Below are 20668 nucleotides of genomic sequence, written 5' to 3' on the forward strand. Positions count from 1 at the left end.
GAGAACTTCTCTAAGTCAGTCGATTCAAACCGCCAATGCACGCGCCGCAGCCCGTTCCATCGCAGCCCACCACCGCCGTCACCGGAGAGGCCGGTGAAGACCGTGCGCTGCGCTATCTGCAGGCGCGCGGTTTGTCGGTGGTCACCCGCAATTATCGCTGCAAGGGCGGCGAGATCGATCTGGTGATGCGCGACACGGCCGGTGTGCTGGTGTTTGTCGAGGTGCGCGCCCGCGTGGCGCGGTCCGCGCAGCGCTTTGGCGGTGCGGCCGCGAGCGTGACGCCCGCCAAGCAGCGCCGCCTGATTGCGGCGGCCGAAGATTTTCTCGCACGGCAGGCCGACGATGTGCCCGCCTGCCGTTTCGATGTCATCGCCATCGATGGCACACGCATTGAGTGGATGCGCGATGCATTTGGCGTCGAGGCATGAAACTCGCGCTCTTTCCAATCGTCTCCGGACTTCATTCAAGGACAGCATGAAACTCTTGTCGCCCATGTCTGCACGCCTCAAGCGCACCGTTGTGCTGGCCGCCCTGGCTGGTATCACCGCCACGCAATTGACTGCCTGCTTCCCGTTGTTTGCCGGTGCCGTGGCCGGCGGTGTGGCGCTGGCCACCGACCGTCGCCCGACTGCCACCCAGACCATCGACCGCGGCCTGCAGATGGAAGCCGAGAACACGCTGATCTCGCGCTACGACGGCCGCGCCCACGTCAACGTGACGGTCTACAACCGCAAGGTGCTGCTGACCGGCGAGGTCGGTAGCGAGCAGACCAAGCAGGAGATCGGCCAGTACGCGCAGAAGCTGGGGAACGCGCGCGAGGTCGTCAACGAAATGGTGGTGACCGGCGAGACCAGCACGATCAGCTCGCGCACCAACGATACGTACATCACCGCCAAGGTGAAGAGCGTGCTGGCCGGTACGGACGGCGTGCCCTGGAATTCCATCAAGGTGACCACCGAAGCCCAGACCGTCTTCCTGATGGGCGTGGTGACCGAGGCCGAAGGCAATCGCGCCACCGAGGCGGTGCGCACCGTGGGCGGCGTGGCCAAGGTCGTGAAGGTGTTCGACTACGTGAGCGAAGATGAGCGCAAGCGCCTGGATGCCGGCGCCACGTCGACCAATCCGCAGGTCGAGCCCGCCGCAACGTCGGGCACCCAGGCACCGGTGCGGGGCACGCCGACGGATATGCAGGCGCCTGCGCCGGTCACATCGTCGTCGCCGGGCCAGCCGGGGGCGGGGGTGACGGTCTCGCCGGCCACCACGCCGGCATTGCCGCCGGGCAAGCAACTGCCGTAAAGCCGCCGTACGCCGCAAAGAACGCAGCCTTCGCGCTGCGTTTTTTTGTTGCCCGCGTGCGTCGCGCAGCACGTGGCAAGCGGGGCGTGTTAGCGTATGCCGCTCCAGAGACTTCGCTGCCCCCCCATGCCCGTTGTCCACCGCCTCGCTGCCGCAGCTTTGCTTGCAGCGCTGTCCACGGCCCATGCGGCCGACGCTCCCCCCACCAACGCGCAGGCACGCATCTGGGCGGCCTCATGCGCGAGCTGTCACCACGCTGATACGGCGCCAGAGGCACCCGGCGCCAAGCCGCCCGTGCAGACGCTGCCATCGCTGGCCGGCCGCTCGCAGGCCGAACTGATCGACAGGCTGCAGGCGTTCCGCGACGGCGCGCGTCCGTCCACGGTGATGGGCCAACTCGCGCGCGGCTACGACGACGCGCAGATCGCCGCCATCGCCGGCTGGCTGTCGCGCCAGCCGCAGGAGGCGCCATGACGACATCCACGTTCACCAGGGACCGGCGCGCCGTGCTGCGCGCGCTTGGGGCGACGGCATTGGCGGGGCCGCTGGCCGCATGCGCTTCGCTCTCAGGCACACGCAATGCGCGCGTGGTGGTAGTCGGCGGCGGCTACGGCGGTGCGACGGCGGCCAAGTATGTGCGCGTGTTCTCTGGCGGTCGCGTCGACGTGACGCTGGTCGAGCCGAATGCGGCGTTCGTCTCCTGCCCGCAGTCGAATCTCGTGCTGTCAGGTGACCGCGACCTCGCCTCGCTGACGGTGCCGTACGATGCGCTGGTCGAGCGCCATGGCGTGCGCTGGGTGCGCGACCGCGCCTCGGCCATCGACCTCGGCGCGAAGCAGGTACGCCTGGCCGGTGGTGGCGCGCTCGATTACGACCGGCTGATCCTCTCACCCGGCATTGAGTTCATCCCCGGTGCGATCCCGGGTCTTGCCAACGCGGCCACCGCCGCACAGGCGCCGCACGCCTGGAAGGCCGGCATGCAGACCCTGGCGCTGCGCCACCTCCTGGAGGCGATGCCCAATGGCGGCACGGTAGCGATCAGCATTCCGCTGGCGCCGTACCGCTGCCCGCCCGCGCCGTACGAGCGCGCCTGCCTCATCGCCAACTGGCTGCAGCGCGCCAAGCCAGCCTCTCGCGTGCTCATCCTCGATGCCAACGACGACGTGACTTCCAAGGGCGCACTCTTCAAGCGCGTATGGGCGCAGCGCTATCCCGATCACATCGAATACCGCCCGCAATACAACGCGGTCGACATCGACCCCACCGGCCGCGTGCTCCAGTTCGACGTGCAGGACGACGTGCAGGCCGATGTGGTCAACCTGATTCCGCCGCAGCGCGCCGGGGCGATTGCCGTGCAAGCCGGGCTGGCGACGGCCAACGGACGCTGGTGCGAAGTGGATTTCCTCTCGTTCGAATCGAAAGTGGCGCCGGGCGTGCACGTGATCGGCGATGCCATCCAGACCGCGCCGCTGATGCCCAAGTCGGGCCACATGGCCAATCAGCACGGCAAGGTGGCCGCCGCCGCCGTGGTGGCGATGCTGGCTGGCCACACGCCCGATGCGTCACCGTTGTACGCCAACACCTGCTACAGCTTCACCGCGCCGGACGAGGCGATGCACGTGGCAACCGTGCACCGCTACGACGCTGCCGAGCACACCATGGTGACAGTGCCGGGGGCGGGCGGGCTGTCGGAGGCGCCCTCCGTGGAGGAGGGCAAGCTGGCGCAGGGCTGGAGCCGCGCGATCTGGTCGGACATGCTCGGATAGTCGCCCGGCACAAACAATGCGCAAGATTGTGCAAGTCGGGCATGCGGGGCGCGCCTAAAGTGCGCCATATGGCCGCACGGGCGGCCGTCTGCCTATTCCAATTCCATGTCTCCCAAGGATCTGCTGCTGGCCCTGACCGTCGTGCTGGTGTGGGGCGTCAACTTCGTCGTCATCAAGGTGGGGCTGCACGGTGTGCCGCCCATGCTGCTGGGCGCGCTGCGCTTTGCGCTGGTCGCCTTTCCGGCCGTTCTGTTCGTGCCGCGCCCGAAGATTCCGCTCAAGTGGTTGCTCGCCTATGGCGCCACCATCAGCTTTGGCCAGTTCGCCTTTCTGTTCTCTGCCATGTATGTGGGTATGCCGGCGGGGCTGGCGTCGCTGGTGCTGCAGTCGCAGGCGTTCTTCACGCTGACGATCGCGGCGGCGGTGCTGCGCGAGCCGATCCGTTGGTTCCATCTGGCCGGCATGGCCGTCGCTGCGTGCGGGCTGGGAATCATCGGCGTGGCGGGCGGCGCCGTGGCCACCGGCATGACCACCGTCGGCTTCCTGCTGACGCTGTGCGCGGCGTTCTCGTGGGCCAGCGGCAACATCGTCACCAAGCGCATCGGCAAGGTGAACGTGGTGAGCCTGGTGGTGTGGGGCGCGCTGATCCCGCCGATCCCGTTTCTGCTGCTGTCGTATTGGCTGGAGGGGCCCGAGCAGATCGTGCACAGCCTGGCCAACATCAGCGGGTCGAGCATCGGGGCGATCGTGTATCTGGCCTTTGGCGCCACCATCTTCGGCTATAGCCTGTGGAGCCGCCTGCTGGCGCGCTATGCGGCCAGCCAAGTGGCGCCGCTGACGCTGCTGGTGCCGGTGGTGGGGCTGGTGTCTGCCGCTGCTCTGCTGGGCGAACGGCTGGTGCCAGCCCAATGGCTGGGCGGCGCCGTGGTGATGGCGGGGTTGCTGTTGAACGTGTTCGGCGGGCGGCTGGCGGCACGGCGGGCCCTGGCCTGAGTGCGGTACTCGACACCACGTACGCGCCCGGAGCCAGGCAGGTTCCGGGCGTTCTGCTTTTTGGGGCCGGCATAGCCGTTGGCTCACTTCGGGCACAATATCGCGTCCGATTCGGTCATTTGGCCCGCGCATGCATGCGTGCCGCCCCATCCCCTTTGGAGACCCCATGAAGTTCGCCCCCACGCTCGCCGCAGGCGCCGTGCTGGCCGGCTTGGCGCTGGCCGCCACGCCTGCGCTGGCCGCCGTCGATGCTGCCCGCGCACAGTCCATTGCCAATCAGAACGCCTGCATGGGCTGCCACGCAGTGGACCGCAAGCTGGTCGGCCCGGCCTACCAGGACGTCGCCGCCAAGTACAAGGGCGATGCCGGTGCGCAGGCCAAGCTCATCAAGAAAGTGCGCGAGGGCGGTACGGGCAGCTGGGGGCAGATCCCGATGCCGGCGAACCTGAAGATCGGCGACGCTGATCTGAAGACCGTGATCGACTGGGTGCTCGCAGGCGCCCCAGCCAAGTGAAAGTGAGAGCAGGGCAATGACAGATTCCGTGAATTTCTCCCGCCGTGACGTGCTGCGCGCGGGCGCCATGATGGCGCTGCTGGTGTCCGCCGGCCTCGCCACGCCGGCACAGGCCGCTGAGTGGAACAAGACCGCCTTCAGCATCAAGGGCGTGAACGATGTGCTCAAGCAACTGGGCGGCGGCGCCGTGGACAAGGGCGGTGCTGGCGTTCACCTGACCGCCCCGGACATCGCCGAGAACGGCGCCGTGGTGCCGCTGGTCGTCACCAGCACCTTGCCGGGCACCGACCTGATTGCCATCCTGGTGGAGAAGAACCCGAACACGCTGGCCGCCACGTTTGCCATTCCGGCCGGCACCGAGCCGTTTGTGAGCACGCGCGTGAAGATGGGTGAGACCTCGACGGTCTACGCGGCAGTGCGCGCCAACGGCAAGTGGGTGCTGGCGGCTAAGGAAGTGAAGGTCACCCTGGGTGGCTGCGGCGGTTAAGGATAAGGAGCACACCATGGCAGACCCGATGCGCATTCGCGCAATGGAAAACGGCGGCACGACCGACGTAAAGATCCTGATGAAGCACGATATGGAAACCGGCCAGCGCAAAGACGCCGCCGGCAAGATCGTGCCGGCCTGGCACATCACCAACGTGACGGTGCAGCACAACGGCAAGACGGTGCTGGACGCACAGTTCGGCCCGGCCGTGTCAAAAGACCCATTCCTCAATTTCAAGTTCAAGGGCGCCGCCAAGGGCGACAAGGTGAGCGTCACCTGGGTCGACAACCACGGCGACAAGCGCACCGACGAAACCGCAATCCAATAACGCTTTTCAGGAGGCTGCCATGCGACGCAGTTTCTTTCGTGTGACCGCCGCGCTGGCGGCGCTGGGGCTGGCCGGCAAGGCTGCCGCGCAGGACGCGCCACGCCAGGGCGCAGGCAAGGGCTACAAAGTCGTCTATCAGTTGAGCGAGGGCATCGATCAGGCGGTGCGCGCCATCGCCAACCTGCGCAATCACCTGAATGGTGCGCCCAATACGCGCATCGTGGTGGTGGCCTTTGGGCACGGCGTGGAGTTTCTGGTGGAAGGCGCCAAGGACGCACAGGGCCGCACCTTCGATGCGCCGGTCGCTGCACTGGCCGGACTGGGGGTGGAGTTTCGCGTCTGCCATAACACGTTGATGGCGTACAAGATTCCCGAATCCAAGCTGCTGATGGAAGCCAAGGTGGTACCCGCCGGCGTGGTGGAAGTCACCCGCCTGCAGCAGGAGGAGGGCTTTGCGTATCTCAAGCCGTAATCAAGCCAACGAGCGCACAGCGGAGGGAACGGTGAAGCGAATGACATCAATCGTCGCGCTGGCTGCAGCGCTGGCCACCGGCACAGCCGTGGTGGCCCACGCGCAGGACGAGAACAAGAACAGCACCGCTGCAGGCATCGCGCAGTACCGCGAGATGCTGGCAGACGGCAACCCGGCTGAACTGTGGGAAGCCGCCGGCGAAGAACTCTGGAAGAAGCCCGCCGGCCCGAAGCAGGCCTCGCTCGAAGCGTGCGACCTGGGCCTGGGCCCTGGCGTGGTGAAGGGTGCCTACGCCAAGCTGCCGCGCTACTTCAAAGACACCGGCCGCGTGATGGACGCCGAACAGCGCCTCATGTATTGCCGCATGACGCTGCAGGGGCTGACCAAGGAAGAGGCCTCGGCCCGCCCGTTCTCGTCGCCGGGCAAGCCGTCCGAGATTGAACGCCTGATGGCGTACATCACCTCGGAATCGCGCGGCGCGGCCATCGATATTCCGCTGGCGCATCCGGAAGAAAAGCGCGTGTATGAACTGGGCCGCCGCATGTTCTTCTACCGCGGCGGCGCCTACGACTTTGCCTGCGCCACGTGCCACGCCCAGCCGGGTTTGCGCATCCGCCTGCAAGAACTGCCCGACCTGCTGACCGCAGACGGCGCGCGCTATGCGTACACGACCTGGCCCGGCTATCGCGTCTCGCAGGGCGAGGTGCGCACGATGCAGCACCGCCTGTACGACTGCCTGCGTCAGCAACGTTTTCCGGAGCCGCTCTACGGCAGCGAGGTGATCACCGCGCTTGAGCTGTTCCTCGCCCGCAATGCCAACGGCGGCAAGATGGACGCGCCGTCGATCAAACGATGAGGCCGACCATGCCGCACATGATTCGACTGACCCTCATCGCCCTGGCCCTCGTTGCCGGCACGGCACACGCCGCTGACACGGCCGCCGCCAAAGCCGTGACTGCGCCCAAGCCCGATGCGAAAGCCGACGCAGCGCTCGCCAAGGTCATCCACGAAAGCTTTGTTTCCAAGGGCCCGGCCACCGTGGAAGGCGTGACCGAGCGCGACGACGTGCAGAAGACCTGCAGCCAATACGCCGACCGCAACGCCGTGCCGGCCGCCGTCGCCAAGAAGCTGGAAGACGCCCAGGTGACGACCATCCGCTATCCCGTAGACGGCAAGTGGCTGGGCGACTGGAAGGCAGGCGAGAAGACCGCACAGAGTGGACGCGGCATGCAGTTCTCCGACCCGGCCGGCACCGTCAACGGCGCCAATTGCTATGCGTGCCACCGCCTGTCGAAAGACGAGGTGTCGTACGGCACCATCGGCCCGTCGCTGTACCAGTACGGCAAGCTGCGTGGCGATTCCGAGGCAATCCTGCGCTACACGTGGGGCAAGATCTACAACTCCAACGCGTACGCAGCGTGCTCCAACATGCCGCGCTTCGGGCACAAGGGCATCCTGACAGAGCAGCAGATTCGCGACGTGATGGCATTGCTGTTCGATCCGGCCTCGCCAGTCAACCAGTAGGGATTGCCATGCACACGCTTCGACGGTTCGTGATGTGGGCGGCAGCAGCGGTGGTGTGTGCTGCCGGCACCGCGCAAGCCGTCGAAGTCGGCGACGTGGTGACGATGCCCGAAGTTCAGTTGCTCGATGGCACGCGCGTGCCAGGCGATGCGTGGCGCGGGCATCCGGTCATCATCGCCACGTGGGCATCGTGGTGCCCGTTCTGCGCGCTGCAGAACCCGCGCCTGCAAAAGCTTTACGACGCCACGCGCGGCACCGACCTGCGCATGCTCACCATCAGCATCGACGCCAACCCGCAGCTTGCCCGCGACTACGTCGCCAAGCGCGGCTTTACCTTTCCGGTGACGATGGAAACCGACGCGCTGTGCGCCGCCACCGGCCCGCGCAAGGGATTGCCGGAGTTGCTCGTGCTCGACGCCAACGGCCGCGTCGTGCGCAAGGAAGTTGGCGAGATGCTTGAAGACGACGTGGCGGACCTTGCTCGCTACGCCCATTCGGCCCAACCCGCCAAGGCTTCTGCCCAATGAATCGCCGCGAATTCGTCCAGGCGCTGGCCATTGCCGCCGCCGCCGGCCTGCGCCTGACCGACGCCCACGCCGATACGCTCAGCTACGACGTGCCCCCCTTTGGCAACGTCCACCTGCTGCACTTCACCGATTGCCACGCGCAGTTGCTGCCCATCGAATACCGCGAGCCCAGCGTCAATCTGGGCGTGGCGCAATGGGCCGGTCAGCCGCCGCATCTGGTCGGGCACGCGCTGCTCAAGCGCTACGGCATCGCGCCGGGCTCGCGCGCCGCGCACGCCTTCACGTCGCTCGACTTTACCGAGGCCGCGCGCCGCTACGGCCGCATGGGCGGCTTCGCCCATCTGGCCACGCTCATCAAGCGCTTGCGCGCCACGCGCCCGAATGTGCTGCTGCTCGACGGCGGCGACACGTGGCAGGGCTCCGCCACCGCGCTGTGGACGAACGGTCAGGACATGGTCGACGCCGCCCTCGCGCTCGGCGTGGACGTGATGACCCCGCACTGGGAGATGACCTACGGCGCCGACCGCGTGCGCCACGTGGTCGATCACGATTTCAAGAACAAGGTCGCCTTCGTCGCGCAGAACATCCAGACGGCCGACTTTGGCGACCCGGTGTTCGATCCGTACGTGCTGCGCGAGTTGAACGGCGTGCCGGTCGCCATCATCGGCCAGGCGTTCCCGTACACGCCGATCGCGCACCCGGCTGATTTCACGCCCGACTGGACGTTCGGCATTCAGGAAGAGCGCCTGCAGAAGATGATTGACGAGGCGCGCGGCAAGGGCGCCAAGGTGGTTGTCCTGCTGTCGCACAACGGCATGGATGTCGACCTGAAGCTCGCCTCGCGCGTGCGCGGGTTGGACGCGATCCTCGGTGGGCATACGCATGACGCGGTGCCCGCACCGGTCAAGGTCAGCAACCCGGGCGGGGTGACGCTCGTTACCAACGCTGGCGCCAACGGCAAGTTTGTCGGCGTGCTCGACCTGGACGTGCGCGGCGGCGCCGTGCGCGATATCCGCTACACGTTGTTGCCCGTCTTCGCCAACCTGCTGCCGCCCGACCCGGCCATGGCCGCGCTCATCGAGCGCGTGCGTGCGCCGTACAAGGACAAGCTGGGCGAAACGCTCGCCGTCAACCGCGGGCTGCTGTACCGGCGCGGCAACTTCAACGGCACGTTCGACCAGCTCATCGTCGACGGCCTGATGCAGGCGCAGGGCGCCGAGATTGCCTTCTCGCCCGGCTTCCGCTGGGGCACCACGCTGCTGCCCGGCGAAGCACTGACCATGGAAGCGCTGATGGCGCAAACCGCCATCACCTACCCGGCCACCACGCTCACCGAAATGACCGGCGCCACCATCAAGACCGTGCTCGAAGACGTGGCCGACAACCTGTTCAATCCCGACCCGTACTACCAGCAAGGCGGCGACATGGTGCGCACCGGTGGCCTGCGCTACACCATCGACCCGCTCAAGCCCATGGGCCAGCGCATTACCGAACTGCGCTTGGGCGACAAACCGCTCGACGCCGACCGCCGCTACAAGGTGGCCGGCTGGGCAGCGGTATCCCCCGAAGCCCGCAAGGCTGGCGGCCGCCCGGTCTGGGACGTGCTGGCCGACTGGCTGCGCGACCAGCGCGAAGTGACCGCCCGGCCGCTGAATACGCCGCGCATTGTCGGCATGGCGGGCAACCCCGGCATGGAGGCCGCCACCGGTTGAAAGGCCGTCAAAATTTCAGATAGAATCATCCGCTACGGGCCGATAGCTCAGCTGGGAGAGCGCCGCGTTCGCAATGCGGAGGTCGGGAGTTCGATCCTCCTTCGGTCCACCAAATCACTGGCAAAGTTTGACAAGCAATGCCCAAAAAACCCGCGAAGCGTTGAGGCTCGCGGGTTTTTTGTTGCCTGCACTTCGCAGCGTCGATCTGATTTTCCTGCGTGCCTTGTCGGGCCTCATAATGCAGGCATGCGCCTAGCCCTTTTGATTTACGACGGAAGTGGCGCACGGGGTTTGCCTCAAAAATGCCACGGTTTCGGTCACATCCGCCACATAGCCCTTTTTGCCCGCCGTCCCTACTTCTTTCCTTTTTTCCTTTAAAAATCAAAGAAAAAGAGAAAGAAAGCAGTGAGAAACAGGGACGGGCTGTCCCACGGTTTCGAGGTGTTGCCTATTCTTTAGGCCACGGAATTGGAGGCGTGCCACACCCCATTTCGTGGCATTCCGTGGGAGCGAAGTTCTTTGTAGCGTAAGGCTTTGCGGGCGATGGGAGGGGGATGCCACGGAGCCACGGGGGTTTTTTGCCTGTGTCCCCCCGGAAACAGGTCGGAAGACTGGATACAGCAACCCAGAATCGCCGCAATTGGGTTGATCGGCATTCGGAGCCCGTAGCTGCGTCGGGTCGTTCTGCACCAGTTGAGCTATGAGATCGCACGGTCCCCCGTAACAACCTGTGTGACTATTGAAACTGATGCCATACATTCTGACGGGCATGCGTCCGTAGAAGAGAGGGGAACTACATGCACAAGCCTGACCCGAAGATCAGGGCGACTGCTCGGCCTATGCGCGTTGCCTACGTTCTGGAGAACGGCGAGGACGCTCATGCTTGGCTGGATGAAGTAATTGCACAGTGTTACGGGCGGCATGGTGGCCGACAATCGCTGATAGTTCCGAGCATGGGGGGAGGCATCTCCGATGGGTATGCCGCTTGGTTGAAAGTGCTTGATCCCGATGTGGTGATGCTGCTGACCTACGAGAACGCCACTGCTGCGGCAAACGTCGGCGCCCTCTTGGGCGACACCTTATTGGCACATCGGCAACGCAGGCCAGGAGAGATTGAGAATCGTCCGGCATTGAGGCTTGAAACTCCCGCCTTGACTGCGCTTTCTTGGATCCCGTTCCTTAAGACCGTATCAGGCTTTCGGAACCAGCCAATTAACTTCATTCTTGACCGCTACCCAGCATGGCGCGACGACGGCCTTATTAAGGACAACTTCGGGACTCTCTGCGACAGCGTAGGTCTATTCCCTGTTCACGAACAGATTGGTGTGCGGCCTGTCATGTTGACGCCACCAGATCCGTCGGGGGATCGATGGCACTTCCGGATCGCAAACGCTGTGGAGGTCCAAGACCCGTACAACATGCTCGAGAATCTGCTGCGCAGCGGAACATCGACGTTGGCACATCTCTCGAACTTGAACTGCCAGCCGTTTCGGCCTGACCACCCTTGGCATGATGCCTTCTGCCTCGTCATCGGCGACAGCTTCGAAGATCGAATAGCATGCTGGAACGCCGGCCTGCTGTTCGATGATGCGACAACTCAGTCCATCAAGACATTACGCCTTCCCGCCGCGATTGCTACAGACGAAGAAAGGACCGCAAAGGTGGCGGCCTTTCTGCGGGGTGCCAACTGGCTTGGTGGCAATGCTGGACCGCCAAAGATTGTGGTGCGCTCACACTCCTTGCGCGAGGCCGTTCTCGAAGACTTCCTTAATTGGCTAAGGCAAGGCTCCCGGTCGCAGGTAGCCTTTGAGGCCATCGGGTCCCTCGACGATTGCTGCCCCGCTGACGCCACCGCTATGCATGCCGCCTATCGCATGCTTCGGCCGGCGCCGGCTATGAATGAAGCTGCCGCAGCGGAGCCGAGCACGTTTGTTAGTATTCCTTCACCTCATCAACTGAAGTACTGCGCAGGTCAGCACCCCATTTTTTCTGAAGGAAAATGGTACGTTGACTTGATGATTGACAAGGTCAACGACCACGGACGCTTCGTTAATGCACGCCAAGCGTGGATGTTGCCCCAACGGCGGCAGCTAATTAAAGACTTCGTCAGGGTTGATGGCACTCGCATACTGCGCCGGGGCAATCTGTCGGTGCCAAGCCATGCAGAAGTGTCAACGCTGGAGGTGACACAGCCAGACGATAGCCTGCTGTTTAGACGACTCCTCACCGAGACGGAAACGTGGGCCTATGGCGACATTCGCTTTAAACAGGATGTCCCGCCAGCTTTTCGGTACTCAGATACTTCTGATAAAGGAAGATACCTCGCAGGTCTACTCGGAATGTTTGGCTCGCTTAGCGACGTTGAACACACGATGGACATGCGGTTTTGGCGGCGGCAGTTTTTTTCGATGGCCGCGCCAGCGAACGACCAACGCGCAGAGGTCATTACTTTCCTCAAGCGCAGGTTGAACGCCAAAAGTGGAACTCTGTTGATAGACGACGCCGAGGGATGGGAGCGCCTAGCTCAGAGGGTCGTACAGAGCGCAGCTCGCATGAAGATTCCGCAGTTACGCGTACGCTACGACAAGTTGCTTGAGCGGTGGCGCAAGGAGCTCAACGAGGCGATGGATCTCGACGAGAACCTCAAACAACGCGCTGACTCAATCCTCGCCGAAGCGCCAGGCGAGCTGAAATCGTCTCTTTCGTTCCTCATCGAGCGCGGTGTGTTCTATCGGGGGCACGAGTGGGTCTGCCGCAACTGCTCACATCGCAACTGGGTTGGACTACGAATGCTGACAGATGAACTGCCATGCGAAGTCTGCGCCTCGGGGCATCAATTGCCAGTTGATATGGCGCTGGACTTCCGGTTGAATGAGTTTTTTGCCACCTGCCTGCGCGAACACGACACGCTCACAGTCGCTTGCATCCTGTCGGCTCTTAGAGAAGAGGCGCGCTCGTTCTTCACTTTCCAGCCTCAGACTGCGATATATGCCAAGTACCCGGAAGAACAAGGCGGGGCGCCCAATCACGAGCTGGATATTCTGTGCGTCAGCGATGGCAAGTTCATCATCGGGGAGGCTAAGGCACGCGCTGAGTTGATTGCAACTTCGGATATTACAGACCTCGCACAGATCGCGAAAAGCTTGCAGGTCGATGTCGCCGTGCTTGGTACTCTCTTGGATGAACGGGGCGTAATGCCAACTAAACTTGCCCAACTTCAGGCGCTTTTGCCGAATACTATAAAGGCGACGTCGATCGTAGCGGCTTGGGACGATAGACCATCCGCATATCTGTGCGGAAAAATGCACACATTTTCGATGTGATAGCGTCGCTGCCGGGCAGACCGCAGCCAATGGTTGGCTAGGGATTAAAGGCAGACGGACTGCTACTGGTTGGAAGGAGCCTATCACGCGGCGAATAGTAAGAGCAATTTGATTCATATAACAAACTGCTGGAAGCTTTGAAAAAATGAAGATTGCCTTAACGGCGAAAAAGCAAAAAACTCATCTACTGCTCGGCGGTGGCTTTAGCATGCGTGAGGTAGAACGGAAAAGGCCAATGAGAACGCGAGCGTTCGTGCTATCCCTGCTCCTAACACTTTCTGGCTGCGCGCACACCGGTCGCGGGTATGTGTCAAATATCGCCAAACCACCCGAGGACAAGGGAATTGCCCTTTTCTCTACGTGCGCCAGGGAAACGCGTTCCGTGTTGACAACAGAGCTTTGGCTGGTAAACGGGGAGTCGCGGAAGAAGTACGATCAAGTTTTGATTAACTTAGACTACCCATTTCCATCTGACTTTCAAGGTGAGCACTGCAACCTCCGTACGCTAAGCCTGCCTGCCGGCACATACTATTTTGTGCCGCACTCAGGGAATGCGTACTTCGTTGCGACAAAAGCGCCGGTTTATCGATTCTCGGTTAGGAATGGAGAGATTACCTATCTTGGTGGTCTCTTCTTGGCTAGCGACACGCTGGGGTTCAAGCTATCTTTTTCCACGTACCATAGCGCCAAAGACCTTGATCTATTCCTTTCGAAAAACCCCAGCGTAGCGCGAACAGGAATCGTAATTCGGTACATGGAATTCGACTCGCAGCCCGAAGCATTCGTAACCAAAGGAATGATCTTCGGTCTTCCGTGAGGCATCGCTGTCACATGTGATGCCTTCGCTGGAACCGAGGCGTCATCAATGGATCGCATATGGATAAGTTGGCCATGGCCTGCCGGAAGTACTGCGCGTCCTGCTTGAGAGGCGGGAGCTTGGAAGAGTGGGGGCAAGTTGATGGATGTAACCGGTGCTCCCATCAACCCGGGGCGGGCAACGTAGTCCACCATGGGGGCAATTTGGGGGACAAGTTACGCGCTGTGAATAGAAGATTGGCTTAACCACAAGGCTTTCTTGCCATTGTTCGGTTGCCCTTCGGCCACCAATTCACTGCCAGCGTTTGACAAGCGATGCCAAGAAAAAGCCCGCGAGCCGGAGGTTTCGCGGGCTTTTTTTTTGCGTCTAGGCTTCGCTCAAACCATCAGCAGCCCATCACCTCACTGCGCAACCTCTTCCTCCTTCTTCCTAGGCCCCCGACCAAACCGCACCGACAACGCCGCCCGAGCCGTATCCAACGCCTCGCCCTTGCCCGCGATCTTCAGGAAGGCATACCCCTCCAGCGAAGCCGTCATCAGATCGCTACCCAGCGCCATCTGCGAGTCGCGCATCTTCTCAACAAGCTTCTCCACGCGAACGAGCCGAGGCCGCAGGGCATCGAACGCGGCCAGGTCGCGTTTGACTTCCGCCAGGTTGTAGTTGACCGACAGCACGCCGGGGTTGTTACCCAGCACTTCCACGGCCTTGCGGCAAAACGCTTCCGACTTGTCGCCCATCTTCGTGAGCGTGGTGCGCTGCTCGATCGACAGATCGATCAGGCCGCCGAACTTGTCTTCCAGGGTCTTCAGCGCAGCATCCACGGCACTCAGGTCAGCGGTGCTGAGTTGAAGCGAAATCAGGTTCTGTGACATTGCATTCCTTCTCTACGTATTAACAAGGTCGCGCCGGTTGGTACGACCGGGCGAGATTGGTTTGCCACTGGCCCAATATCAAGGCTGGACACCACTTTTGACAGAATCCGATGCGGCTGCGTCTGCAACTGAGCGGCGCTCATACGCCAGCGTTGAGGGCTGGAAAGCGAGCCCCAAACTGCCGATTGCGTACCTCCAGGGCCCGAACGTGGACCTCCTGGGTTCGAGCGCGAACCATTGGGGGCGGAACGCGAGCCTAAAACAGTCGCATTCCGCAGTCTGAGCTCGAAAATTTCGAGCTCAGACTGGCGGCCTCGACCCTCAGACGGCCGAACATCAGCCTCAACTCGACGACTTCGACTCTTTGACGGCGAAGCGTGGGTTTCGGAGAGCCGATGGAACGGATGTTTTTGGGCGGCGTGCGGACCTCTGAGCCCCACGCGCCGCTGTTTGATGGCGGAGCGTCACTCTCACCCTAACGAAATCGAATGTTTGAGGGTGACACGCGAACCGAAAACTGCGGCATTCGGCGGTCTATGGGGCAGCCGCGAGAAGCAAATGGCCAAATCTGCCAAGCCGAGGTTCGAACGCTGCGCGTATTGGGCCGAGACACGCGGTGGGCGCGCGGATCTTGGCGCCCGGAGCCCGATACGCAGAATCAGATTTTTCCTCCCGCCCTCGTCGCTATAATTGCCCCGCTGCCGCACCAACGGCAGCCTGGTTTAGCGACCTGAAACACCAAGGCGGACGATTGCTGCATGCAATCGCACTGCTGCTTCCGTTCGCGCCTACTTTGGCGGGCCGGGTGGTGAGACCTTCGGGTCTACCGGTTTCCTTGGGGGCCGGGTCGCTAACGCCATCGTCAGGCCCGCCACCCTCGTTTAGCGCCGAGATGGCGGGTCTCCTTCAACCCCAAGGAGGCTCAAATGTCTATTGCAGACGTGACGCGCCCCGCGTCCTTCCCATCACCACCACGCAGCAACTACGAACTCGGCGCACTCGCCGCACGAGAATTCCTGCTCGACAAGCAACTCACCCTGGCCCGCTATCGGCTGTTTCGGCCATCGGAGCTGCGCGAGGTGCTTGAAAACGATGTGGGTGAGCAGTGCAAGGAATATCGTGCCGGGTTTCTCGATGCCATCGGCGCTTACATCTGTCTGACCCTGGAGGGGAGTCAGCCGGACCCAGCCAACTGGAATCCGCTGACGGTGATGCGGGCACGCAGGCTGTAAGCGGTTCTCAACCACTCACATAAAAAGAACGACATCCTTACCCTCTTTCGGCGGCGGGGCCGAAGGAGGCCCGCGCCAGTGCACGCGCCAAATTGCCGGTACTTGTCGAGATCGCTCGGGGACCGCGATGTCGATCTGCAGACGTGGGACGTGCTAGCCGCCGTAGAGCGGCGAGGCTACGGGCAATCACCACAGCAAGACGGTTCTCAGAGACGGGCGGGGATCTTCGCTCTCACGTAGGGGGCGTCTTACACGGTCGAGCGGGCTTTCACCTGTTACGCCGATACGCCCTTGCTACTGAGCAGGAATAACGTGTCGCGCAGTGCTTTGGAAGATGGTGACCCCTGCCGCGCGCATATCGGAGTAGAGTGAGGCACTGACAACAGTGGGGCGGATCATGGGCCCCGGCGCAAGAAGATTTCGACCCGCACTCATGATCAACGCGTCGGCTGGCGCCCCCACGCTTGATCGAGCCCTCCAGCCTGTCATCCTTGCCGGTTCCGCACACGGCCGCTTGCCTGCCGAGGACCCTACTCGCGAGGTGTGTCGTGGAGATTCGTGATGCTCAATCTTGTCGCGTTTGCTAAGCCAGTGCTGGACGAAATTACCGGGCAGGACGTGCGGACCTGGAGCACCGGGCCGTACGTGCTGGAGGCGAACTGGCAGGTACCTGAGTTCGGCAGCCGGATCTGGCGTGCGAGAACGCTGAGGATCGCATTCACGCAGGATGTGGCAGATCAGTTGATGCACGCAGCTCGGCCAGACCTCTGTCAGTTGCAGTGCGTGCTTGACCGCTTTCTACGGGCACGTTTGGGCATGCATGCCGAGGCAGGTCTGGGAAACCGGACGATCGTGATTACCGTCGATCGTCTTGGGGTGGATTCATAGCCTCCTGGGCCGATCAACGAGATTGCCGCGTCCAGTACCCATCGATGCCTTGCTGAGGCTTCAGTAGTACTTACCATCAGTTGGAGTCTCCATGAATGCAAGCCCGTCAGCCACATACAAAGGTTTCGACCTATATCCGCTCGTGTACAAGACTGAGTCTGTCCAGTCCTGGCCGCGAAAGCGTCCCGACCGCACCTTCAACGCGTCCGTGGTGATCTGCCGCGAAGGTCATCAGCCAGGAACCGAGCACTCACGCGTTTTTCGCATGACATTTACCTCCTGGGAGAATGTTGGCACGGCGAGACGGGGTGCATTGAAGTTTGGCGAAGACGTCATCAACGGTCTGGTACCCGGTGAGTCTGTGGCATCGCTGTAATTGGTGCGACGTGTCGCCCAGGTCCCGTTACCTTTGGGCTTTGCACTGGGAAGGAGCGTTGCGTGCTTGACCAGCCTGGAAACAAGATGATTTATACGTCCGACAAGACGAGCTTTCTCTGCACGCTTCCCGGAGCGGCAAGAGGCATTGCGTACTCCATCACGGTTGGCTTTATTGATCCCGGGCATCCGAACTGCGTGCAGTTCACCAGTTTCGTGGGCGAAGGGCGGCGGTCCTTCAGAGTGTTGGCAAGCGAGTCAGACGTGTCATCTGTTGCCGAGTGCAGCATCGAAAGCCTCTGCAGAATGGCCATCGGGCAAGTGATCCGCGACGGCCTCTACGCCAAGACCGTCGAGGGCGACCATGTTCTCGACATGGGCGCGCAACCCTGGGAAGGTGAGCTCAGGCCGGCAGGATCGCGTAGTGCACCAAGGTCGCCGCGCCCACATTCACTTGGCTGAAAACGGAGATCCAAGCGGCGCATCCCTGCCACGGCGAACGACGCGGCATGGCTGGAAGTAGTCGATGCGCGCGTTGCCGGCCAGTGCCCCCTCAATCGGTCACCTGAGTCGACTGTCGTTGAGCTAGCAGCGTGTTTGCCTTGACACACATCCCGACTGCTCGGCTTTCATTGCCAGGGCAGCCAGGGTCCTAGCGTTCTCAGCGTGAGGTGCCGTCTGCAAGCATTGCCAACCTTACCGCAACCCGCGAAAGATATTCCCCTTTGCCGAGGGTGGAGCGCGTATGCTGGGGACTGCCACTTGGCAAGCAACGCAACAGGAGTATCACCATGGCCAAGAGTCAATTGCGAAGCAACCGCGAAGCGAAGAAGCCTAAGCAACAGAAGAAGCCTGCGGTGCCGGCGACCCCGTTTAACACGGTTCAGTCGCGGGTCGGAAACGAGGGTGCCGCAAAGAAGAAGACGTGATCGGGTTGGCCGCAGACCTGCTGTATAGGGCCGACGCGTAAAGCGAGACGTTCTCTAGCGCGAATCGAACCATCTACATTGAAGGTTGAAAGCGCAGACCGAGTCGGGAGGCGCATCATGATCCACGACGACACACATCCGACATTCCGAGGGCTTCCGCTCACTGCCGAGCAAGAGGCGGAAGTTCGCCATTACTTGAACAGGCAACGCCGGCTGGGCAGACCATGGAATACGCCGGAGTTGCGGGCGATGCTTAAGGACATGCTTCTGCCGCCCAGCTCCGACGACGATAGTCCGAGTGACGCCACCGTCCAGGAGGCATCAGCCGCTGCGGAGCGCGCAGCCGCGCTCGTGGATGAGGCCATGGAGCCAATTGAGGCATACGAGGAATGGATCGCTGCCATGGAAGCCGAGAACATGAGGAAGGACGCGCACGAGTAGCGAGCATCGGCGGGTTCCGGATCGAGTGACAGCGTTGTGACGGCACGGAGATATCCGCGTCGTCGTGCAAAATCTGACGGCTTGCCGTCAGGCAGCGGGTAGTTCGCTGGCGCAGATGGAAAGAGCGTACAGTGGGGCTCCCCCTTCAACGGAGTTTGCTGTGGATGCCTACCCGACTTGCCGCTACAAGGGGTTCGATGTTTATCCCCTGATCTACCTGTTCGACCCGCCTCGTGAATGGCATGAGCGGCGTCCGGACCGGTCTTACAGTGCCTCCGTGCTGATCTGCCAGGCAGGCGAGCCGCCGAATTCCGAGCATTCCCGCATCTTCCCGCTTCAGGCGATCCAATGGGAGAGCATCGGAACAGCCAAACGTGCAGCCGCGAAGATGGCCGAAGGCATCATCGATGGATTTGTGCCCGGCCAATCCATGATTCCCGAGTAGTTGAATCGGACCTGCGGCCAGTGCCAGTGCAGATGGATCGCCGGACAGCGCCGAATTGCGCATCGCATGCCTCCGCCGGCAGCCAGACGACGTTCGAGGCAAGTAGCAGGAGGTCGTATGGTTCGCATGCACTATTCAGTCGGCTTGACTTACGAGGTGCATGACCCGACCGCCGATTTCATCTTCAATTTCCACGCCGCCCAGACAGCGCGCCAAGCGATCGTCGATGAGTCATTGCAGTTGAGCCCCGAGTTGCCAGCAGAGCCGCACACCGAACCATGTCTGCTGAATCGACGTCTGCGAGTCCGGGCTCCAAAGGGCCACTTCTCAGTCAATTACGCGGCGACGGTCGACATCGACCATCTGCTGATGCCTCCCGAGCTGCTGTTCGAAGTCCCCATCGCAGACCTCCCGCTTGATGTCATCACATTCCTGGCTCCCAGTCGCTATTGCGAGTCGGATCGCCTTATGGAATTTGCGCTGCGGGAGTTCGGCGGTTATCAACGTGGGTATCCGCTTGTCATCGCGATTCGGGACTGGGTCTGCCGCTACGTGCGATTTGTCCCTCAATCCACGAACGAGCGGACGTCTGCTGTCAGCACACTCGTGGAGAGAAAGGGCGTGTGCCGAGACTATGCGCACCTCATGATCGCCTTATGCCGCGCACTGAGTATTCCGGCGCGCTTCTCCAGCAGTCTCGACTACGGTGCTGACCCGCTGTTGGGTCCACCGGATTTCCATGCATTTGTGGAGGTGTTTCTGGGGCAGCGATGGTACCTGGTCGACCCATCGAATGCAGCGGTGCCCATGGGGCTCTTGCGAATCGGAACCGGGCGTGATGCAGCGGATGTCCCCATCGCTATGGTTTTCGGCAACGTCAAACCGTCGCGACCGTTGGTGGAAATTCAGGCCATGGCAAGCAGTACCCCGAGATTCAGCATGCCAGTCGACACCGCACAGGGGATCAGCACGTGGTGAGGGAGGTAAGCGTGGCTCACCACTCGTCCGTTGCGGGAGGTTCCTCTTCAACACCAAGGATGACGTCTATCGCCGCCCGCCCGGCTAGCTCGCCAATCAAATGCGCCCAACGTCGGGAGAAAGGACCGCCGTGGACCTTGATGCGCTTGCCGATTGCCGCGACGCCGACGGGCTGTATCGGGCCTTCGATACAGAACCACAAATCGAACATGTCCTTGGAGGTACCCACAAGTTCCATGTGAATTTGATAACCACGGTATTCGGTCGTACGAGTCATTGCGCTACTCCCGTTCTTTGCCCGCTCGTCTATTGCCGCATGTCGATCCGACGCCAACGTTGCCGGGCCCAAGGACAAAGTGCAGCGAATTCTGTCCCGGTTGGACAAAGTACAGACAGAGGGTTCGAAGGGCTGTTCGTCGGTGCGCGCAGGTCCTTGGTGCCACTGTGCGGATGCACGAAGATATGGTCCAGGGTAGGGCAAAGAAATGCCCCCAGTCTTAAACCTCGCGGTTCAGGCTCTTTTTTTCTTTGGGGCAGCCGAAATCATCAATGTGGATAACCCCCACCTCGCCCTGTGAACAACTCAAGGGAAAAGCGAGCTGACTCTCCGGGGGTAGTCTGTCGACGGCACGGGAACAACTTCCACCCATGCCGACAGGCTGCAACGCGAACCACCGCGTTCATCCACGCATCAGCACACGCTGTCCGCTCAGTTGTGCATTGCACAAGCCCTTGAAGCCAAAGCGTTT

24 protein-coding genes and 1 tRNA gene are annotated in these 20668 nt (G+C 62.1%); 23 read left to right on the forward strand and 2 right to left on the reverse strand.

Annotated features, from left to right (window positions below; all coding sequences use genetic code 11):
• The first annotated feature begins 35 nt into the window (after positions 1 to 35).
• The 15 genes from B4F51_RS08210 (at position 36) to B4F51_RS08280 (ending at position 12942) form a co-directional block, all read left to right on the forward strand.
• A complete protein-coding gene (locus B4F51_RS08210) occupies positions 36 to 428 on the forward strand; it encodes a YraN family protein (RefSeq protein WP_296224633.1) in 393 nt (130 codons plus the stop codon).
• 46 nt (positions 429 to 474) lie between these two features.
• Positions 475 to 1296, forward strand: coding sequence for a BON domain-containing protein (locus B4F51_RS08215; protein WP_296224634.1), 822 nt, complete (start codon positions 475 to 477; stop codon positions 1294 to 1296).
• 126 nt (positions 1297 to 1422) lie between these two features.
• Positions 1423 to 1770 carry a c-type cytochrome gene (locus tag B4F51_RS08220; RefSeq protein WP_296224635.1) on the forward strand — a complete coding sequence of 116 codons (348 nt, stop codon included), beginning with the start codon at positions 1423 to 1425 and terminating at the stop codon, positions 1768 to 1770.
• On the forward strand, positions 1767 to 3062 hold the full coding sequence (locus B4F51_RS08225; RefSeq protein ID WP_296224636.1) for an NAD(P)/FAD-dependent oxidoreductase: 1296 nt from the start codon (positions 1767 to 1769) through the stop codon (positions 3060 to 3062). The genes B4F51_RS08220 and B4F51_RS08225 overlap by 4 nt, the downstream gene beginning before the upstream one ends.
• Before the next feature lie 105 nt (positions 3063 to 3167).
• Positions 3168 to 4055, forward strand: a complete 888-nt coding sequence (locus B4F51_RS08230) for an EamA family transporter (protein ID WP_296224637.1) — start codon at positions 3168 to 3170, stop codon at positions 4053 to 4055.
• A 166-nt stretch (positions 4056 to 4221) separates the two neighbouring features.
• Positions 4222 to 4569, forward strand: coding sequence for a c-type cytochrome (locus B4F51_RS08235; protein ID WP_296224638.1), 348 nt, complete (start codon positions 4222 to 4224; stop codon positions 4567 to 4569).
• A gap of 16 nt (positions 4570 to 4585) precedes the next feature.
• Complete coding sequence (gene soxY / locus B4F51_RS08240) at positions 4586 to 5056, forward strand: thiosulfate oxidation carrier protein SoxY (RefSeq protein WP_296224639.1); 471 nt, start codon at positions 4586 to 4588, stop codon at positions 5054 to 5056.
• A gap of 16 nt (positions 5057 to 5072) precedes the next feature.
• Entirely contained in the window at positions 5073 to 5384 is a 312-nt protein-coding gene (gene soxZ / locus B4F51_RS08245) for a thiosulfate oxidation carrier complex protein SoxZ (protein ID WP_296224641.1), read from the forward strand.
• Between the two features lie 19 nt (positions 5385 to 5403).
• On the forward strand, positions 5404 to 5856 hold the full coding sequence (locus tag B4F51_RS08250; protein WP_296224643.1) for a DsrE family protein: 453 nt from the start codon (positions 5404 to 5406) through the stop codon (positions 5854 to 5856).
• Positions 5857 to 5896: 40 nt separating this feature from the next.
• Positions 5897 to 6712: a sulfur oxidation c-type cytochrome SoxA gene (soxA, locus tag B4F51_RS08255; RefSeq protein ID WP_296224644.1), complete on the forward strand. Its 816-nt coding sequence runs from the start codon at positions 5897 to 5899 to the stop codon at positions 6710 to 6712.
• Between the two features lie 17 nt (positions 6713 to 6729).
• The gene (soxX, locus tag B4F51_RS08260) at positions 6730 to 7380 is read left to right on the forward strand and encodes a sulfur oxidation c-type cytochrome SoxX (RefSeq protein ID WP_296224753.1); all 651 of its coding nucleotides are present in this window, start codon (positions 6730 to 6732) and stop codon (positions 7378 to 7380) included.
• An 8-nt stretch (positions 7381 to 7388) separates the two neighbouring features.
• Positions 7389 to 7907 carry a TlpA family protein disulfide reductase gene (locus B4F51_RS08265; RefSeq protein ID WP_296224646.1) on the forward strand — a complete coding sequence of 173 codons (519 nt, stop codon included), beginning with the start codon at positions 7389 to 7391 and terminating at the stop codon, positions 7905 to 7907.
• Entirely contained in the window at positions 7904 to 9619 is a 1716-nt protein-coding gene (soxB, locus tag B4F51_RS08270) for a thiosulfohydrolase SoxB (RefSeq protein ID WP_296224648.1), read from the forward strand. The genes B4F51_RS08265 and soxB overlap by 4 nt, the downstream gene beginning before the upstream one ends.
• A 36-nt stretch (positions 9620 to 9655) precedes the next feature.
• A tRNA-Ala gene (locus B4F51_RS08275) sits at positions 9656 to 9731 on the forward strand.
• 685 nt (positions 9732 to 10416) lie between these two features.
• Complete coding sequence (locus tag B4F51_RS08280) at positions 10417 to 12942, forward strand: hypothetical protein (RefSeq protein WP_296224650.1); 2526 nt, start codon at positions 10417 to 10419, stop codon at positions 12940 to 12942.
• 1218 nt (positions 12943 to 14160) lie between these two features.
• Here the strand turns inward: B4F51_RS08280 and B4F51_RS08285 are convergent.
• Complete coding sequence (locus B4F51_RS08285) at positions 14161 to 14631, reverse strand: hypothetical protein (protein ID WP_296224652.1); 471 nt, start codon at positions 14629 to 14631, stop codon at positions 14161 to 14163.
• 926 nt (positions 14632 to 15557) lie between these two features.
• Between B4F51_RS08285 and B4F51_RS08290 the strand changes: the two genes are divergently transcribed.
• The 8 genes from B4F51_RS08290 to B4F51_RS08325 all read left to right on the forward strand — a co-directional run bounded on the left by B4F51_RS08290 (position 15558) and on the right by B4F51_RS08325 (position 19919).
• Complete coding sequence (locus B4F51_RS08290) at positions 15558 to 15863, forward strand: hypothetical protein (RefSeq protein WP_296224653.1); 306 nt, start codon at positions 15558 to 15560, stop codon at positions 15861 to 15863.
• 561 nt (positions 15864 to 16424) lie between these two features.
• Entirely contained in the window at positions 16425 to 16751 is a 327-nt protein-coding gene (locus B4F51_RS08295) for a hypothetical protein (protein ID WP_296224655.1), read from the forward strand.
• Positions 16752 to 16842: 91 nt separating this feature from the next.
• Positions 16843 to 17127: a hypothetical protein gene (locus B4F51_RS08300; RefSeq protein ID WP_296224658.1), complete on the forward strand. Its 285-nt coding sequence runs from the start codon at positions 16843 to 16845 to the stop codon at positions 17125 to 17127.
• An 86-nt stretch (positions 17128 to 17213) separates the two neighbouring features.
• Positions 17214 to 17588 (forward strand): hypothetical protein, encoded by a 375-nt coding sequence (locus tag B4F51_RS08305; RefSeq protein WP_296224755.1) that lies wholly within the window; start codon positions 17214 to 17216, stop codon positions 17586 to 17588.
• Positions 17589 to 17917: 329 nt separating this feature from the next.
• Positions 17918 to 18055 carry a hypothetical protein gene (locus B4F51_RS08310; RefSeq protein WP_296224660.1) on the forward strand — a complete coding sequence of 46 codons (138 nt, stop codon included), beginning with the start codon at positions 17918 to 17920 and terminating at the stop codon, positions 18053 to 18055.
• Between the two features lie 117 nt (positions 18056 to 18172).
• Positions 18173 to 18496 (forward strand): hypothetical protein, encoded by a 324-nt coding sequence (locus B4F51_RS08315; protein WP_296224662.1) that lies wholly within the window; start codon positions 18173 to 18175, stop codon positions 18494 to 18496.
• A 160-nt stretch (positions 18497 to 18656) separates the two neighbouring features.
• Positions 18657 to 18941 carry a hypothetical protein gene (locus B4F51_RS08320; protein ID WP_296224664.1) on the forward strand — a complete coding sequence of 95 codons (285 nt, stop codon included), beginning with the start codon at positions 18657 to 18659 and terminating at the stop codon, positions 18939 to 18941.
• Positions 18942 to 19058: 117 nt separating this feature from the next.
• Positions 19059 to 19919 carry a transglutaminase-like domain-containing protein gene (locus B4F51_RS08325; protein ID WP_296224666.1) on the forward strand — a complete coding sequence of 287 codons (861 nt, stop codon included), beginning with the start codon at positions 19059 to 19061 and terminating at the stop codon, positions 19917 to 19919.
• A 16-nt stretch (positions 19920 to 19935) separates the two neighbouring features.
• Here B4F51_RS08325 and B4F51_RS08330 read toward each other — a convergent pair whose 3' ends face one another.
• A complete protein-coding gene (locus B4F51_RS08330; RefSeq protein ID WP_296224668.1) occupies positions 19936 to 20196 on the reverse strand; it encodes a hypothetical protein in 261 nt (86 codons plus the stop codon).
• Positions 20197 to 20668 lie beyond the last annotated feature (472 nt).

The sequence above is a fragment of the Ralstonia sp. UBA689 genome (genome assembly GCF_002298975.1).
Classification (GTDB): Bacteria; Pseudomonadota; Gammaproteobacteria; order Burkholderiales; family Burkholderiaceae; genus Ralstonia.